Source organism: Streptomyces africanus, assembly GCF_002150735.1.
Taxonomy (GTDB): Bacteria; Actinomycetota; Actinomycetes; order Streptomycetales; family Streptomycetaceae; genus Streptomyces; species Streptomyces africanus.
Genome location: NZ_MUKA01000064.1, coordinates 15,046 through 30,311 on the forward strand (window position 1 = coordinate 15,046; position 15,266 = coordinate 30,311).

Annotated in this window: 21 protein-coding genes; 12 read left to right on the forward strand and 9 right to left on the reverse strand. The window is 69.4% G+C overall.

The genetic code is table 11. The features are described from left to right. Positions 1–15: 15 nt before the first annotated feature. Both CCL05_RS09840 and CCL05_RS46025 read right to left on the reverse strand, forming a co-directional pair. A complete protein-coding gene (locus CCL05_RS09840) occupies positions 16–405 on the reverse strand; it encodes a hypothetical protein (RefSeq protein ID WP_086560126.1) in 390 nt (129 codons plus the stop codon). 188 nt (positions 406–593) lie between these two features. Then, the gene (locus CCL05_RS46025; protein WP_158102438.1) at positions 594–1,241 is read right to left on the reverse strand and encodes a helix-turn-helix domain-containing protein; all 648 of its coding nucleotides are present in this window, start codon (positions 1,239–1,241) and stop codon (positions 594–596) included. 118 nt (positions 1,242–1,359) lie between these two features. Here CCL05_RS46025 and CCL05_RS09850 point away from each other — a divergent pair, with 118 nt between their 5' ends. The 10 genes from CCL05_RS09850 to CCL05_RS09895 all read left to right on the forward strand — a co-directional run bounded on the left by CCL05_RS09850 (position 1,360) and on the right by CCL05_RS09895 (position 6,953). Further along, the gene (locus tag CCL05_RS09850; protein ID WP_086560128.1) at positions 1,360–1,581 is read left to right on the forward strand and encodes a helix-turn-helix transcriptional regulator; all 222 of its coding nucleotides are present in this window, start codon (positions 1,360–1,362) and stop codon (positions 1,579–1,581) included. After that, positions 1,578–1,979 (forward strand): hypothetical protein, encoded by a 402-nt coding sequence (locus tag CCL05_RS44770; RefSeq protein ID WP_244204224.1) that lies wholly within the window; start codon positions 1,578–1,580, stop codon positions 1,977–1,979. Before CCL05_RS09850 ends, CCL05_RS44770 begins: the two co-directional genes overlap by 4 nt. Continuing rightward, positions 1,976–3,058 (forward strand): helicase RepA family protein, encoded by a 1,083-nt coding sequence (locus CCL05_RS09860; RefSeq protein WP_158102439.1) that lies wholly within the window; start codon positions 1,976–1,978, stop codon positions 3,056–3,058. The genes CCL05_RS44770 and CCL05_RS09860 overlap by 4 nt, the downstream gene beginning before the upstream one ends. A gap of 103 nt (positions 3,059–3,161) precedes the next feature. Beyond that, on the forward strand, positions 3,162–3,641 hold the full coding sequence (locus CCL05_RS44470; RefSeq protein WP_143589859.1) for a hypothetical protein: 480 nt from the start codon (positions 3,162–3,164) through the stop codon (positions 3,639–3,641). Next, a complete protein-coding gene (locus CCL05_RS09870) occupies positions 3,628–4,029 on the forward strand; it encodes a helix-turn-helix domain-containing protein (RefSeq protein WP_086560130.1) in 402 nt (133 codons plus the stop codon). Before CCL05_RS44470 ends, CCL05_RS09870 begins: the two co-directional genes overlap by 14 nt. A gap of 2 nt (positions 4,030–4,031) precedes the next feature. Next, entirely contained in the window at positions 4,032–4,646 is a 615-nt protein-coding gene (locus CCL05_RS09875) for a hypothetical protein (RefSeq protein ID WP_086560131.1), read from the forward strand. Then, positions 4,643–4,894, forward strand: a complete 252-nt coding sequence (locus CCL05_RS09880) for a hypothetical protein (RefSeq protein ID WP_086560132.1) — start codon at positions 4,643–4,645, stop codon at positions 4,892–4,894. The genes CCL05_RS09875 and CCL05_RS09880 overlap by 4 nt, the downstream gene beginning before the upstream one ends. Then, positions 4,891–5,163 carry a hypothetical protein gene (locus tag CCL05_RS09885; protein WP_086560133.1) on the forward strand — a complete coding sequence of 91 codons (273 nt, stop codon included), beginning with the start codon at positions 4,891–4,893 and terminating at the stop codon, positions 5,161–5,163. The genes CCL05_RS09880 and CCL05_RS09885 overlap by 4 nt, the downstream gene beginning before the upstream one ends. Before the next feature lie 366 nt (positions 5,164–5,529). Then, complete coding sequence (locus CCL05_RS09890; RefSeq protein WP_158102440.1) at positions 5,530–6,654, forward strand: tyrosine-type recombinase/integrase; 1,125 nt, start codon at positions 5,530–5,532, stop codon at positions 6,652–6,654. Positions 6,655–6,656: 2 nt separating this feature from the next. Then, positions 6,657–6,953 (forward strand): hypothetical protein, encoded by a 297-nt coding sequence (locus tag CCL05_RS09895; RefSeq protein WP_086560135.1) that lies wholly within the window; start codon positions 6,657–6,659, stop codon positions 6,951–6,953. A gap of 610 nt (positions 6,954–7,563) precedes the next feature. Here the strand turns inward: CCL05_RS09895 and CCL05_RS09900 are convergent. Further along, complete coding sequence (locus CCL05_RS09900) at positions 7,564–7,830, reverse strand: hypothetical protein (RefSeq protein ID WP_086560136.1); 267 nt, start codon at positions 7,828–7,830, stop codon at positions 7,564–7,566. Positions 7,831–7,966: 136 nt separating this feature from the next. Between CCL05_RS09900 and CCL05_RS09905 the strand changes: the two genes are divergently transcribed. Both CCL05_RS09905 and CCL05_RS09910 read left to right on the forward strand, forming a co-directional pair. Beyond that, complete coding sequence (locus CCL05_RS09905; protein WP_086560137.1) at positions 7,967–8,899, forward strand: ParA family protein; 933 nt, start codon at positions 7,967–7,969, stop codon at positions 8,897–8,899. A 131-nt stretch (positions 8,900–9,030) separates the two neighbouring features. Beyond that, positions 9,031–9,852: a hypothetical protein gene (locus CCL05_RS09910; protein ID WP_244204225.1), complete on the forward strand. Its 822-nt coding sequence runs from the start codon at positions 9,031–9,033 to the stop codon at positions 9,850–9,852. A gap of 75 nt (positions 9,853–9,927) precedes the next feature. Here the strand turns inward: CCL05_RS09910 and CCL05_RS09915 are convergent, their stop codons facing one another. The 6 genes from CCL05_RS09915 to CCL05_RS09940 form a co-directional block, all read right to left on the reverse strand. Continuing rightward, entirely contained in the window at positions 9,928–10,182 is a 255-nt protein-coding gene (locus CCL05_RS09915; RefSeq protein WP_143589860.1) for a hypothetical protein, read from the reverse strand. A 13-nt stretch (positions 10,183–10,195) separates the two neighbouring features. Next, entirely contained in the window at positions 10,196–10,645 is a 450-nt protein-coding gene (locus CCL05_RS09920) for a hypothetical protein (protein WP_086560140.1), read from the reverse strand. A 17-nt stretch (positions 10,646–10,662) separates the two neighbouring features. Further along, positions 10,663–11,016 carry a hypothetical protein gene (locus CCL05_RS09925; protein ID WP_086560141.1) on the reverse strand — a complete coding sequence of 118 codons (354 nt, stop codon included), beginning with the start codon at positions 11,014–11,016 and terminating at the stop codon, positions 10,663–10,665. A gap of 472 nt (positions 11,017–11,488) precedes the next feature. Next, positions 11,489–14,068: a toprim domain-containing protein gene (locus tag CCL05_RS09930; protein ID WP_143589861.1), complete on the reverse strand. Its 2,580-nt coding sequence runs from the start codon at positions 14,066–14,068 to the stop codon at positions 11,489–11,491. A 74-nt stretch (positions 14,069–14,142) separates the two neighbouring features. After that, positions 14,143–14,367, reverse strand: coding sequence for a helix-turn-helix transcriptional regulator (locus tag CCL05_RS09935; RefSeq protein ID WP_086560143.1), 225 nt, complete (start codon positions 14,365–14,367; stop codon positions 14,143–14,145). 111 nt (positions 14,368–14,478) lie between these two features. Beyond that, positions 14,479–15,266, reverse strand: a 788-nt coding sequence (locus tag CCL05_RS09940; protein WP_244204226.1) for a GntR family transcriptional regulator, incomplete at its 5' end; no start/stop codon positions are given.

Genomic DNA, 15,266 nt, shown 5'->3' on the forward strand with positions numbered 1-15,266 from the left:
GTCGTGCCGGGCTGGCTAGGCGGTGCAGAGGCGGGCGATGCGCTCCACCGCCGCCTTGTACTCCGGCTTCCTCGGGCGGTAGGCCCGGATCAGGATGCGGACCTGGCCCAGGGTGAAGCGGGAGACACCGTGGGAGCGGTGCGCGCGGCCGCCGGTGACGGTGCGGCGGGTGCGGGCCGTCTGCGCGGGGGCGACACCGAGACGCTTGGCCACAGAGCGCAGCCCGTTCGCCGTGCCGCGGGCGGTGTCCCGGTCGACACCGGCCGCGATCGCCACCGTGGCGAGGGAGCGGGGGCGACGGCGGACCGAGGACACCAGACGGGTCTCGGCAGCGCGGCGGCGCAGGGTGGCCCGGAGGGTACGGCGGTGGGCACGGCGCTCGCGGGTGGTGAGAGAGTGGATCACAGCGGTTCTCCTGTTGCGTCAGGTGAGTCCGTCAGGCCCCTTCTCTCGGTGGTCCAGACCGAGGTGGGGGCCGTCCTTGTTCCTTACGTGATTCAAGATAGCATCACGAGAGTCAGATAGGCAATCGCCGGGGACAGAGAAAAGCCCGGAACCGGTGAGGCTCCGGGCTTTCCGTTGGGCGGGGTGCGCTACTCCGCACTCGTCTCCGCGCCCATCTGCGCCATCTCCTCATAGCCGGCCACCGCGCGGTCGACCTCCGCCTGGACGCGCTGCAGCGACCCCTGGACGCGGTCGGCGAGGTCGGCTACCTGGCGGTCGGTGCCCTCCACCCATACCGACGCGGCGCCGACCAGGCGGGTGACGTCCGCCCGGACCGCCTCCACGGCCTGCCCTGCCGGGTGCTGACGCGCCTCCCGGCGGTTCGGGGGCAAGGAGGCCAGGGCGTACTCCATGGCCGCAGTGTGCGTGTTCCCGCCCTGCAGCGGCTGCTCGTTGCTCGCCCAGGCCCAGGCCGCGTCTGCAGGGACCCGTCCGGCGCCGGTCACGTCGACGTGGGCGGCGGGGTTGTCCTCGATCGGCAGCAGGAGTGCGGCGGGGGACACCCCGAACACCACGGCCAGGGCGGTCAGGTCGTCTGCGGTGACGATGCGCTCCCCCCGCTCCATGCGGGTGAGGCTGGACTGTGAGACGGGGCGGCCGGCCTCGGTCACCTTGTCGGCGAGGACGCGCACGGTCAGGCCGGAGCGCTTGCGCAGGCGGGCGATGTTCGCCGCCACGGTGCGCCCGGTGGGGCCGATTTCGACGGCCGTGCGGCCGCCCTTCTTCTGCTCAGTCATGGGTGCCACTGTACGCATCGGAACCATCCCCTTTAGAACATCCGTAATCCTGTAACATCCCTTTAGATTTCAATATGGCATCGCGTGATTCAAATTGGAATCACTGGAAGGGGTTGGGATGACCGGCACCACCGAGGACGCGGACCTTCTGTCGCCCCGGCAGGTCCACACGGAATACGGCTTCACCCCGCGCACCCTGGCCAACTGGCGGCGCCTCGGCACGGGCCCGGAGTACATCAAGACCACCGACGGCCGCACTGGACGGATCCGATACCGCCGCTCCACCTTTGAGGCCTGGCTCAACGCCCGCACGGTCAGCACCGAAAGCGCCTCGGCATGACCAGGCCCACCGTCCGACCGCGCGCCGACCAGGCTGTGGACCCCATCGCACTGTGGGCCACCGCAAGGGCTCACGCCCTGGCCCCCGAGTTCCCCAAGTACGGCAGCCCTGCCTGGTGCTCCCTGCACCCGGGCAACCCCGCACGCCTCGCCGCCGCCCTCGAGGCCGCCGAACTCTGGCGCCGCTACGGCGACGAGCAGCAACTCCTGGACTGGTTCGCCTCCCTCGCCAAGTCACCGGAGTTCCTCGCCCGCGGCCGCGCCCTCGCCGAGCTGGACGCCCTCGCTCGCCCCAAGCCCGCTCACCAGCTGCGCGCAACAAAGGGCTGGCCCCCCATCCGTGTCCCCGGCCAGCCGGGCCGCCACCTCTACCCGCAGGAAGGAAGGCGCGCGGCGTGACCTACCCGACCGGCCCGTACCTCGCCGCCCCCGCCAACGGCTACGGACACCCCGACCCCGACCCCGAGCCGTGGCACGAACACGCCCAGGACGAAAGCCAGAACCCCACCCAGCAACGCCTGGCAGCCCTGCGAGCGGCCCTGGTCGACACCCGCGGCCTGGACTCCATCCCCGACCCCGTCGCACTCATCGACGGACTGCTGTTCCAGGACTCCCTGGCGTGGCTGTACGGCAAGCCCGGATCCGGCAAGAGCTTCGTAGCCCTGGACTGGGCAGGGTGCGTCGCCGGCGGACTGCCCTGGAACCTCCGGGAGTGCAGCCGCGGAACCGTCCTGTACCTGGTCGCTGAAGGCGCCTCCGGCATCCGCCGCCGCGTGCGCGCGTGGGAGCAGATGACCGGTCAGACCATGGAAGGCGTCGTCTTCCTGCCCATCGCCGTACAGCTGCTCAACGGCATCGACCTCGCCGCCCTGGTCGCCCTCGCCACCGAGATGGGCCCCACGCTCGTCGTCATCGACACCCAGGCCCGCGTCACGGTCGGCGCGGAGGAGAACAGCAGCGGCGAAATGGGCAAGGTCGTAGCCGCCGCCGACCGCATCCGCGAAGCCTCCGGGGCCTGCGTGCTGATGGTCCACCACACCGTGAAGAACGGCTCCGACATGCGTGGCTCCTCAGCGTTCGAGGGCGCCGCCACGTCCATCATCCGCGTCACCAAGGACGGCGACTGGATCGACGTCACCTGCGACAAGCAGAAGGACGCCGAGCACTTCGCGCCCATCCGCCTGCGCATGTCCCCCACCGACCAGAGCGTGACCCTGGTGGCCACTGGGACCGACGCCCTGGACGCAACCCCCAGTGGGACTCGCGTATACGAGGCGCTGCGGGACAACTTTGGGACTACCTCAGCCACCGGACCGCAGCTGCAAGAGGTGTCCGGCATCCCCAAGAGCAGCTTCTATCGAGCGCTAAACGCCCTGGTCACGACCGGGAGAGTCCGCAACATCGGCACCCAGTCCAGGCCCCGCTACGCACTCCCCGGCAACGTCGCCCCCGTGGTTAGTCCCACTGATTCCCACTGAGTCCCACACCGCGAGTCCCGTCTAGTCCCACAGTCCCACCCCCCTTTAGGGGTGGGACAACGGGACTGGCACTGGGAAACGGCCCGAAATGGAGGCCTGAAAGATGACTGACCCCACCGTCCCCGACCGTCCCCACACCGCCCCCAAGGGGACAGACAGCAGCAGTGCAGAAACCCCGTGCATGCCCGCGCGTCTGCGCGCGAGTGCCCCTGGACCGGTCCCCGAGCAACAGGCCGTTGCCAACGTCGTCCCTCTGACTTCTCCTCGGCAGCAGGCTCGGGCGTTCGAGGGGAGGCAGGAACTGGACGAGGCGTGGCGGGTGTTCCGTAAGGCGCTGATCGGCCTGGCGACGGAGGGGCACCGCAGCGATACGGAGACGCTGGCGAAGGTGGGCCCGATTGCGGCGGAGGCTGCACGGGTGCTGCGGGTGCTGGCGGGGCAGGCCCGGTTGGCGGAGGGGGAGTCGTCGCGTAACCGGCGGCTGCTGCAGCGCGAGGAGGAGCGGCTGGAGCGGTTGCGGCGGAAGGCTGCGCGGCGGGGGCTGGTGGTCCGGGGGATGGGCCCGGGCGATGACGCTGCCTGATCTGCCGGAGGGGGCGCGGCGCCTGGTGCGCGAGGACGGGTCGGTGGTGGTGCCGCCGGCGCTCGCGGGTGAGGTGCTGCGGTGTCTGCTGCGGGACCTCTCCAGCCGGGTGCGTGCGGATGGTGGGGAGTTGTCGGCGGGTGTGCGGGAGCTGCTGTGGGGGCTGCATGCGGCGGCGACCGAGGTGGAGCAGCGGCAGGGTTCCGTTGACGGAACTGGGCAGGCCGGGCCCGGCACGGTGGAGGTAGGCATCAGCGATGCGGCCCGACGTCTGGGCTGTTCGCGGGAGTACGCGCGGCGCCTGGCCCGTGGTGGCCGGCTTCCTGCCCGCCGGGTGGGGCGTACGTGGCTGGTGGATGCGGCGGCCTTTGCTGCCGGGGAGGAGTAGCAGTGTCCGAGCAGCAGGTGGAGCAGACGCCGCACGAGCAGCTGGCCGACGCCAGGGCGGAGCTGGACGAACTGCAGGGGCTCATCGACGGCCTGGAGGACCAGGTACGCGAGGGCGATGAGCGTGAGGCGCAGATGCGGCTGGGGGAGGCGTTCGGCCTGAAGCGGCTGGCGTCGCTGCGCCGTGAGGCTGCTGAGCGGAAGGTGGCCCGGGCGGAGGAGCAGCGCCGGGAGCAGGAACGCCAGGAGACGGAGACCCTCGCCGCTACGGAGCTGCTGGCCGTCTCTCTGCCGCGTGTGGCGGAGCTGTACCGGCAGGCGTCCGAGGCGGTGAACGCACTGCTGGACGTGTGCGAGGTGCGTGAGCGGGCGGTCCACGACTACGGGCAGAAGCTGCACGAGCTGGGCAGCGAGCACCTGCTGTATCGGGGGGAGGGACGCACGGTCCTAGCCTTTGCCGGGGAGACGTTCGAGAACCATCACTTCTCGCCGCGGATGATGCTGGCGCTGCTGTTCGAGCAGACGCGGCGGGCCCGCAAGATCTCGGACATGAACAGTCGCACCACCCCGGACACTCATCCGGTGCTGCGCTACCTCGAGGCGGGTGAGGAGCTGTGAGCGAGGTGCAGCAGCTGGGCAGCGCGGACACCGCCAGCATGACTCCGGAGCAGATCAGCGCAGCGGTCAGGGCCGGACAGCTCACGGAGTACGCGGCGGGTCGTGACCCGAACCCGAAGAAGTCGACGCGGGTGTACGAGGTGGAGCAGTACGGCGGGGAGTGGGTGAAGGGCCGGCCCCATGCCGAGGTGGATGCCGCTATGCAGGCCGGGCATCTGCGCGCCTATCTGGCGGGTGAGATCCAGTGAGCCAGGTCGAAGAGGACGCGGCGGAGATCACGCGGAAGGTGTGGGGGCTGATGCTGGCCCAGGCCGAGGGTGACGAGGACCGGTGGGATCTGCTCATTAGAACCACGCCCCACGAGCTGAAGAACGGCATCATCAGGGCGCTGTGCGTGTCAGGGACTGCCTGCCTCGAGGACCTGGTGAAGGCGGTGCACGACGTGCCCGATCCGAAGGCGTACACGGTGGCGCTGTTCCGGGAGCAGGTGGAGCAGGCGGAGGCGACTCCGTCCTGACGCGTCTGCCCTTCTCTCGTCAGCCCGCACCCAGCGCACGGGGTGCGGGCTGACGGCCTGTCTATGGACGGCACGTTCTGCGCGTGGAAGGCACGTTTCCTAGGAAGGCACGTTCGGGCGCCGGTGAAAGCACGTCTATAGAAAGCAGGTTTCGCGTGTGCGCGCGATGGGGCGGTCCAGAAAGTCCAGAAACCCGGGCGCCCGGGTCATGTCCATGGACATCGCCGGATGGCCCGGATGTCCCTTCACGTTGCCCGGATTCCGGACACCAGGACTCGAACACCCGTACCACTTACCATAATTCCACTTATGGAAAGTGCTTCCGGTACCCTGAGAGGACGTCAAGGGACCACCGAGGAGGGGGCCGTGGGGAGCACGGAGCTGGACCGCGTCATCGACGCCGAACTGGTCGACGAACAGGCTGACCGACTGCCCGCAGTCCTCGAGGACGTCGACATCAACGACACCCTCACCGCGGAGGCGGAGGAGGACCTGGCCAACACCGGCCGCGTCAACACCCGCGACACCTACCGGACCCGGTGGGAGATGTTCGCCCGCTGGTGCGTGGAGAACGGCCGGACGCCCGGGCCGCCCACCACATCCAAGAACCTGGCGTCGTACATGTCGTACCTGCGCCGCCAGGACGCCCCGCCCGGCACCATGCGCATGGCCATCGCCGCCGTCCGCCACTGGAACGCCCGGGCCGGCCACGAGCAGACCCCGGACATCGCGGCCGCGCTGAACATCTACCAGGACCACCGCTACGAGTGGGCCGCCGCCGGACGCGGTCAGCGGTCGTCCGCTCCGGTCGACCTCGAGCGCCTGGGCCAGATGCTCGCCGTCTGCCCCACCGACACCCTGGTGGGCCTCCGTGACCGCGTCCTGCTGTCCGCTGGCTACTTCATCCGCGGCCGCGCCTCGGAGCTGGCAGCGCTCCGCATCGAAGACCTCGAATGGGTCTCCGCCAACCTGGTCGTCTTCACCAAGCGCGTCAGCAAGAACGACAAGCGCAGCGAGGGACGCGAGTATGAGGTGGACGATCCCACGTTCCTTGCCGACCTGCGGGCCTGGATCGCCGTCCTCACCGAACAGGGCCAGGGCGGCCGCCATCTGCCGCTGCTGCGCAACGTCGACATGTGGGGCAACCTCGGCCCGGTCAGCGCCAAGACCGGTCAGGGCATCACCCGGCAGGCCGTCAACAGCATCGTCAAGGCCCGCGCCCTCGAGGCCGGAGTCGACGTTGCCGAGGACATCACCGCGCACGGGCTTCGCGCCGGCGTCCCCACCGACCTCGGTGCCAAGGGCTTCAGCGCGGGAGAGATCAAGGACATCACCGGCGACTGGTCCAGCACGGAGATGGTGGAGCGCTACCGCAAGATCGGGCTGCGCCGCGCCGGTAAGCGGGCTGACTCCGGGCGCCGCGCTGCCGCCCTGTCCATGCTCCGCATCACCGAGTCCGCCAAAGAGGACGACGCCACCGAAGGGATCTGACTGTGACCAGCAGGAAGCGTCTGACCGTGAAGCAGGCGCAGGCCGTCATCGACGGGGCCACGCTGGTGAAGGCGCCGGACTGGCGGGAGTCGAACGACTGGCACGTCATCGCCGCCGACGGCACGGTCCTGGTCGTCGTCTCCCCGTCCTACGGTGGCGTCGGACGCACCGGCCGGAACGGGTGGAAGCAGCACCTGGCCGCCCTCGGGCCCGGCGGCTCCCGCGAGAAGTGGAAGACCCGGGAGGACGCCGCGGTGCAGGGTCTCGCCGCATGGAAGCGGTGGGTGACCAGCGCCTGAGGTGGGGGCCGCTGACCTGCGGCGAGGTACATCGGTGGAACTGATGAGACCGTTCCACGCGCACGCGCGCGATGGCCGTCTCACGGAATCACCCGCCGTCCGGGCCCGGCCGCCGATCAGCCCGGGCCACGACGCTCGGTAGTACTACCGCGACAGGGGATCGCACGCGGGGGCCATGCCACCGGACATGGCACAGGCCCCGGAGACGCCTACCGCTCCGGGGCCTGCTGGTGATGCGACCGGCACCACCAGCAGGCTACGACGTGCCGCTGACACCGTTGCCCCTGCAGCAGGAAGGGCCCGCCCCCGGGGGAATTTAGGGGCGGGCCCGTCTGCGGCCGGTGCTGCGAGTCCGGCCGGCCTGCGGCCAGTGCCCCCGTGCGTTGTTCGCAGCCGCCGGGGGCACCGGGGCCCACGGCCGGGCTGCCCTGTGGTGAGGGCGGCCTGGTGGGGCCTGCGCCGTGCCTGGCGTGGACCGTGGGCGAGTTGGTCCCGTGGGGTCCAGCGGGCGCCCTGCGGTGCGGGTTGCCGCCACAGGCGGACGCCTACCCACGTGCCGAAGCGCGGCGCGGTGCCCACCCTATCTGAACTTACAGAGTCTGGAAGTACGTCAGTGGGCGGTGCCTTCCTCCCCCAGCAGTGCGCGCCGCATCTCCGCCTCCGTGTCGCCCTTGATGCGGTCGGCGTTGGCGAGCAGCAGGTCGACCGCCAGGCGCAGCAGCGTGTTGTCCGTGATCCGCTCCGCCTTGTCCTGCCGGTTCGCAGCCACCCGCCGGCGCAGCGCCGCGATGGCGGCGACCTGCTCGGGGGTCAGGCGGGCCTCGGTCCTGACGAACGTCAGATACCGCGGGGTGTCGTCGTCGGGCTTGTTCGTCATGGGCACAGACTCTGTCATTCCGCAGGTCCCCCTTGAGAGAGGCCCGCGTCCAGGCGGCCGTTACCACATGCCTCTGACGGCTGGATTAGCCCGGGGTCTAGCGGGGTCGCGTCGGTGGGCGGTTAGGTTCCGGTCCATGAGCGAACTCACCAGAACGGCGCTGCCGGCCCTCACGATCCCGCCGGGAGACCGGCTGGAGGTCGTCTCAGCATGGGACGAGGCCACCCCGTACCAATCGTGGCGGCCGCAGATTCTCGTGCCATCGACGTTCCGGCCGGCTGAATCCACCCGCGTCTATGCGGTGGTGAACCAGAAGGGTGGCAGCGGCAAGACGACGACGACCGTGGAGCTGGCAACCGCATGGGCGGCGCGGGGCCGGCGGGTGCGGGTGATCGACGCCGACGACCAGGAAGCGGCCCTGTCGGAGTGGCTGCTGCCGCAGTACCCGCAGGACCGTCCCCGGCACTCGCTGCGGTCGGTGTTCTTCGACGAGTGCACGCTGCTCGAGGCCACCTACCCGACGCTGTTCGAGAACATCGACATCGTGCCGTCCAGCCTGGACCTGAAGCGGGTGGAGTACGACCGGCCCATCGGCGCGGAGATGGCCCTCGCAAGCGCGCTGCGGCAGGAAGCCGAGGCACATGGCGGCCGCTCCCCCTACGACGTGACCCTGATCGACGGCGCCCCGTCCCTGGGGCTGGTGACGGTTGCCGCGCTGACGGCCGGCGACCAGGTCCTAGTGCCCCTTGCGGTCGGCGGCCTGGACCTGAAGGCGATGGCATCCCTGGACCGGACGATCACCCATGTGCGGGCGAAGACGAACCCGAAGCTGGAAGTCGGGGCGGTGTTCCTGACGGCGTGGGACAAGTCCGGGTTCGCGCGGCAGCTGGCGTCCAAGGTGACTGAGGACTACCCGGAGGCGGCGTTGTTCCCGATCCGGCGCAGCGTCCGCGCGGCAGAGGCACCGATCGCGGAGCAGCCGGTGCGGGCGTGGGCGCCGGAGTCGACGGCGGCCGCGGACTACGACCAGGCGGCCGGCCTGCTGCTGGCCCGAGAGGCTGCGGAATGAGCCGGAGGTCGCTGGCCCTACCGTCGGCGCGAGGCACGGCACCGAACGCAGGACAGCAGGAGTCCCTCCTCGAGGTGCCGGACACTGCGGCGGACAAGCCAGAGGGCGGCGTAGTCCAAGGCATGGTCGGGATGGACACGACCGCCCTCCTGTCGGTCAGCAGCCTGCCCACGCCCTATGACGTGCCTGAGGGTGTACCGACACCGCTGAACGACAAGGAACGCGCCGACCTCGAGGTGTGCGAGCAGGCCTTGCACGGCTTCCGCAAGGCGGTCGTCGTCGCAGGGAAGGCCTTGGACGTCATCAACCGCGGGCGGCTGTACCGGGAGCGGTACGGCACGTTCGAGGACTACGTGTGGGAGGTCTGGGGGATCCGGAAGTCCCAGGCGTACCGGCTCATCGACGCGTGGCCGGTGGCCGTGGCGGTCTCCCCAATTGGGGAGATCAATGAGGCGCAGGCCAGGGAGCTGGTCCCAGTGTTCAAGGACCACGGTCGCGATGCCGGGGTGGTGTTCTTCCGGGAGACCGCGCAGTTGGCCGGGGACCGGAAGGTGACGGCGGCCGCACTGGCGGAGGCCCGCAAGGTGCTGCCGCCGCGCCTGGCCTCACCCGAGCAGGCAGCCGACGTGCTGCGGGTCGCTGCCACTGAGGGACGCGTGCCCCGCATCGTGCCGCCCCGGGAGCCGGTCAGGGAGCAGCCGGCCGGGGAACCGACACCGACCGCCCAGGACGTGCTGGAGGGCGACTCGCGGGCTGGCGCGGAGGCAGTGGCGGTCCTCGAGGCTGCCCTGGCGCAGCAGCAGCAGATCTACGACCGCCTCGCCGGGATCGTGGCGCAGGCCCTGCTGTACGACCCGGGCCGGGCGGAGCTGCTGCTGGCCCAGTTGCGGCAGTACGCGAACCGGACGGCGTACCGGGCCCGTGGGAAGGCCAACGACGCCGACGCCGAATAGCCCGGGCCCTGGATGCGTCTGCGCCCCGCACAGAGCCAGTGTGCGGGGCGCAGACGTACCCGGGCGGGGACGGCGTCAGTCGCGGTCGAGGGCCTCACCACAGTGGTGCCCAGTGGTGGGTTCGGCGAGCGCGGTGAAGGCGGTCAGCGGCCGCGTAATCCACTCCGTGCGCGCGGCACGGGCGTGTTCCTCGCACGCGTAGACCTCGATGCGGATGGGCCCATAGGCGAGGCCGCCGTCGATGGTGGCGCGGCCCTCGATCAGGACGTCCGCGTCACGGGTACAGGTGCCGATCCGCCGGGCGGTCGCGGTGGTGGAGTGCTGCTTCATGCCGCTCATCCTGTCAGGCCTCTCCCTGGACGGCGCTGAGCCCCTGCGTAGGGACGGACTTCGGGTGCTCCGTGACCGTCTCATCAGGGTGGTAGAGGCAGTCGACTAGCTGATGGCCCTCGATGTCCACGAGATCACCATTGCTGTCGCGTGTCACGGCAGTGACGGTGCCGTCCGTGCGCATCACCCACGCCACGACTGGGGCAATACGGGTGATGGCGCGGACGGTGTCCTCAACACGCGTGAACCAGCCGCCCCCTGGAACTGCGGCCGCTACGGGGTACAGGCCGTCACCGTTGCACTGAAGGCTGCTGAGGTGGCCGCAGGAGTCGGCACGGACCAGCCCCTTGTCTCCCACGACCATGGGGTGCCCGTCGTCCGCCCAGGCCTGGACGGGAAGGCGTTGCTTGCGGCCTCCCTCAGTCTCGATTACGGCTACTTCCATGCCGGTCGCGGGGATCATCGGACTCCGTTCGGTGGTCAGGCCGCGCGTTGGTCGGGCGACCGGCGGATGAGCTGGCGGACGATGGCGGGGGCGGGGGCGCCGCCGCCGCGGATCGGGCCTCCCCGGCAGGGGCAGGCGTGCCCGGCCTGGGCGCGGATCTCGGGCCGCGGTGCGCCGGCGAACCGCATGCCCAGGTCGAGGGACAGGCAGCCGGGGTGCTCGAGGCTGGCCCACACCGCGACGCGGGCGAGGTATTCGGGGTCGGCTCCGTGGTCGAGGTGGTCCTGCGCCTCGAGGGCGTAGCTGCTGATTGCGGCGTGGGACCGGGTGAGGCCTTCAGCCCAGCGGCGCGCGATGCGCCATGCGGTGCTGCTCGGTACGGACTCCATCGAGGGTCCTCTCATCTGTCAGTCCCCGCCCCACTACTGACGGTGGCACAGATTCAGCAGACCGTTCCCCCCGCTTCCCCTGAGGTCGGGTTCTGCGCGCGGTCCGGCGGCCGCGCGCTGGGGCGTCGAACCGGTGACGGAACGTGGCTGTGAGGAGCCTGGGGCAGAGGTGGGGCAAGTTGGGGCAGCAAGTTGGGGCAGCTACCCCGACCTACCCCAACTTTGAATCACCATGAAAGTGTTGGAACTAGGAAAAAAAGGACACGATCTCTTAAAAGAGATTCCTAGAAAACCCCAGTTCAGAGAGCTGTGATCCACTCGCACTCGACGGAGTTGGGGTAGCCGCTACCCCAACTTGCCCCAACTCCTCGAGCACGCCTGCCCCAACTTCGTTCGTTACGGTCCGTGTCCGTCAGCGGGCATGGAAAAGGCCCGGCGAACCGGGCCTCAACCATCGTGATCGTGTACCGAGCTACGGCTTCACGGTGTACCGCTGTCCGGCCTTCCGGAACAGCCCCTGCGCCTCGCTCTCGCCGTATGCCAGGGCGGCGTTGCGTAGCCCCTTCTTCCCGTCCTGTCCGCCCGACGCCGTCCACTCGGCGACGTCGTTGGGGTTCAGGCTGTCCCGGAGCTGCGACTGCGTGAGGTCACCGCTCTTGCGCAGGCGGTCGCGGAACTTCCTGGCCACGGTCTTGACGATGGGCGGCACCTGCCCCTGCGTCAGGGCGCGGGTGTTCTCTGTGACACGGGTCCGGCGGGCAACCTTCGTGTTGTCCTCGGCCTCTTCCTTGCGCTCGTTCTCCTTGGCCCACGCCAGAGCGAGCTCACGGGTCTTGCGGCTGTGCTCGGCGAACACCTTGGCGATCCGCCAGTCGTCCTCGTTGATCTCGTACGACCGGCGCAGCAGCGCGGACTGGGCGGCGGTCTTGTACAGGTTGAGACCGACGTGCGTGTCGAGCGGCTCATCCTGCGAGAGGCCGGCCGACATGGCTTCCATCAGCACCCGCAGTTCGCGCTTCATACGCTCGCACATCACCATCGAGCGCCTCGGACGCCCGGGCTCGCTGGTGCACGGGATACGCGTCAGGAACTCGACAACGCCCGGCATCTCCCCCGGGCTCGCCGGCCGGTCAGGGAACATCTGCTCGGCGCGCGCCAGGTCCTCATCCGACAGGCTGCCGCCGCACGCAAGGACACGGCCCACGTTCACGAGCTCGGGCGCCCCAGACCTCTGCGCGATCGAGACCATCCGCAAGCGCTGCGCCATGCCCGTGGTCCGGGACAGGGCCTCGCCGACGAGCTCGGCCTGGAAGTACGCCTGCACGATCAGGGCGTAAGAGCCTTCCGGGATCGCGGCCCGCTCTTCCTGGTTCTTCACGTCGGCCCGCAGCGTGTCACCCACGAACGCGTCGAGGATGAGCGGCTCGAGGGCGGCGCCGGTCGACGTCGCCGAAGACGACTTCTTCAGCGACGAAAGCAGCGTCGCGCCCTCGGTGTACGCCAGCTCAACGCGCGGCACGAAATACGGCAGCGTCTTCCACTTCGCCGGTTCGTCGCCCTCAGCGACGTTGTGCTTGGCCTGGTACTGCATGCGCCCGACCAGCGCGGAGCCGGTCGCCGGGCTCACAGTCGTTGCGCCCCAGTCGTACGAAACCGCCTCGCCCTCGGACCCGAACGCGTTGGGGTGGGGACCGTAGAACTCCATCGGCATCGGCAGCAGCACGGACGCGGCCCGCTTTGAGACGTTCGAGCCGGCACCAGACCGCCCGACGAGAGCGTTGATGCTGCCGAGCTGGAACACGCCGCGGTCGTTGATGCTGCCGACGATGGACGACCCCGCGAGGAACGCGGCCCTGTTGAAGGTCAGCATGGCGAGGCCCTCACGCTTGACCATGCTGGCCTTCGCCTGCTGCGCGATGTGGGCCATGTGAGGCAACGCCCAGATGTCGTCCGGGGTGGACAGCTCGGCAAGCTGGTCCATCAGCTCTTGCTCGGGCGTGCGCTCTTCGACCTGGTCGTCGTCCGGCTCGTCTACCTCAGCCTCTGGTGCACCCGGCTGAGCCGGAACCAGTCCCTCGGTGGCCAGCCGTCCGTCAGGGGTGAGCTCAACGGGCACCAGGCTCTCAGGGCCCAGGTTGTGGGAAAGGTGGTCGGAGACGTCCTTGCCCTTGGCGGCCTCGAAGACGCGGAACGAGATCTGCGCCCTGGTGAGGGACTCGGCGATCTGGGCGGCGTGCTTGCGGCCCGGCACGTCCTTGTCTGCGATGATCCAGACTTCCTCGGCGCCCTTCAGGCTGGCGGTGTACTCGTCCCGCCACTTGCCTGCACCGCCGATGCTGCACGTAGCCGTGACGCCCTGCTCGGCGAGGTTGTCGGCGTCCTTCTCCCCTTCGACGACGTACACGAGCTCGCCGCGCTCGGCGGCCTCGAGGACCTCAGGGAGCCGGTACAGCACCTTCCGAACGTGCGAGACCTTCGGCCGGCCGTCAGCGTCGTACTGGCGGAACGTCTTCCGTTCGCCGTTGTGGCCAGGCTCGTACCGCTTGACGGTGAGCAGCAACTCTCCGCGCTCGTCGCAGTAGTGGTACTGCGCGACCTCTTGAGGACGCTCACGCTTCTCCATCGGCTCGTCGAAGAGGTCCTGCATGGTGAGGCCGAGTGCCTGAACGACGTCCTTCGGGTCACAACCCACGTGGCAGTACAGGACCACGCCCTTGCGGTCCTTGCGATGGCCGATGGACAGCGACGGATTGTTGTCCGGGTGGGCGGGGCACTGCCAGGCGTTGCCCTTGCCCTTGCTGCCGTAGTCGTTCAGCGCCTGCACGACGCGGTCGTAGGCAGTGCCGTGCACGGTGGACAGGGTCACAGTGCACTCACCGGGACCTTGCATGTGGCGTGGATCGCCATTGGTTACTTCCCTCGTTCCGAGAGAAGCACTGAGACCCGAATCATCCCTAGCCGTGGCTACCAACCCTTCCCGGGGGCAGGTAGTCTCGGGGTTGTGGGGACCTTCCCGGAACCCAGACTTCTCTACATCGCATATAGAGAGCACTGGCGGAATTCCCGTCCGACCAGTGCAAACGCATTCGATGCCCCGCCCTGCCAGTAGCGGGGCATCAGCGTTTCCTAGGCCACTTCGGCCCGACCGTCCTCGCCTTCAAGCCAGGCGAAGAACTGTGCGCGGTTCACATGGATGGTGCGTTCGATGAGCTTCCAGTTGACCGGGATGGAACCGCGCTGAAGGCGGTTCCGGACGGTCCGGCGCGTGCAGCCCATGCGGGCCGCCACTTCGTCCGTCTTCATCCAGTCCGGGGTCTGCAGCACCAGGATGGGCGCTGACTTCAGCTCCATCGTGTGACCTCCGAGTAGGTACCGAAGCCCACCCGCGGGGATGCGGGGTGAGCGTGATTCAGACACTCCCACAGATTTCACAGGGTGTTCCCTCCGCTTCCCCTGGGGTGTCTACGCGGGGGTGACAGGGTCCACCGGCCAGGCTGCGGACTCGCCACGAATCAGTTCCGTGCACAACTCGACACGGTCACCAGGGATCACGCGGACAGTCACGGCCACGGGCTCTCCGGTGCGCGCCGACTTCTCCTCGAGGGTTAGCTCGAAGACCGGCTGCGAGGTGGAGATTTTCAGCAGCTTGGCCTCTTCCTTGCTCGGCATCCGGACTCGAGTCGTCTCGGTCCAGGACACCGGGCCGTGGTTACCGTCGAACTCCAGGCGATCGAGGTAGCCACCTGGACCCGTGTTCGCCTCACCTGCCTGAGGGGCTGACGCCACGGCCTGCGGGCTGATCCAGGTGTCGACGATTTGGAAGGGCGCCTGTCCGGCCGGGGAAGTGATGCGGCGACGGCGAAGCACGCCCGTCCCCGGTTCCAGCCCGAACCGTTCAGCGACTTCAGCCGGCGCCTTGAGGACGGTCTTCACCGCGCTGTGGGTATCCCATGGTTCGTTCGGGTTGGCAGCGGCCGGGAAGATGTAGCCGCGCTTGGGGTCTCGGGTTACGAGGACCCCGCGCCTGATGCGGCGGCGCGGCGGCGCGGCCGGCTGGACGATCGCGCCGGTGCCGCGGACTACGCGCACAAGGCCCTCGCGCTCCAGCTCGGCGAACGCGTTGCGGATCGTCTGTGGCGATACCCCCCGCTGCTCTGCGAGCTCATTCACGCGAGGCAGGGTCGCCCCTACTGCGAACTCGCCATCCCGGATTCGGCGGCGCAGTTCGTCGGCCTCGATCTCGTACCTAC

Excerpts from the sequence above, each read along its gene's own strand:
- CCL05_RS46025 (WP_158102438.1), bottom strand. The coding sequence starts at position 1,241 with ATGACTGAGCAGAAGAAGGGCGGCCGCACGGCCGTCGAAATCGGCCCC.
- CCL05_RS09850 (WP_086560128.1), top strand. The coding sequence starts at position 1,360 with ATGACCGGCACCACCGAGGACGCGGACCTTCTGTCGCCCCGGCAGGTC.
- CCL05_RS44770 (WP_244204224.1), top strand. The coding sequence starts at position 1,578 with ATGACCAGGCCCACCGTCCGACCGCGCGCCGACCAGGCTGTGGACCCC.
- CCL05_RS44470 (WP_143589859.1), top strand. The coding sequence starts at position 3,162 with ATGACTGACCCCACCGTCCCCGACCGTCCCCACACCGCCCCCAAGGGG.
- CCL05_RS09870 (WP_086560130.1), top strand. The coding sequence starts at position 3,628 with ATGACGCTGCCTGATCTGCCGGAGGGGGCGCGGCGCCTGGTGCGCGAG.
- CCL05_RS09900 (WP_086560136.1), bottom strand. The coding sequence starts at position 7,830 with ATGACGAACAAGCCCGACGACGACACCCCGCGGTATCTGACGTTCGTC.
- CCL05_RS09905 (WP_086560137.1), top strand. The coding sequence starts at position 7,967 with ATGAGCGAACTCACCAGAACGGCGCTGCCGGCCCTCACGATCCCGCCG.
- CCL05_RS09910 (WP_244204225.1), top strand. The coding sequence starts at position 9,031 with ATGGACACGACCGCCCTCCTGTCGGTCAGCAGCCTGCCCACGCCCTAT.
- CCL05_RS09915 (WP_143589860.1), bottom strand. The coding sequence starts at position 10,182 with ATGAAGCAGCACTCCACCACCGCGACCGCCCGGCGGATCGGCACCTGT.
- CCL05_RS09920 (WP_086560140.1), bottom strand. The coding sequence starts at position 10,645 with ATGATCCCCGCGACCGGCATGGAAGTAGCCGTAATCGAGACTGAGGGA.
- CCL05_RS09925 (WP_086560141.1), bottom strand. The coding sequence starts at position 11,016 with ATGGAGTCCGTACCGAGCAGCACCGCATGGCGCATCGCGCGCCGCTGG.
- CCL05_RS09935 (WP_086560143.1), bottom strand. The coding sequence starts at position 14,367 with ATGGAGCTGAAGTCAGCGCCCATCCTGGTGCTGCAGACCCCGGACTGG.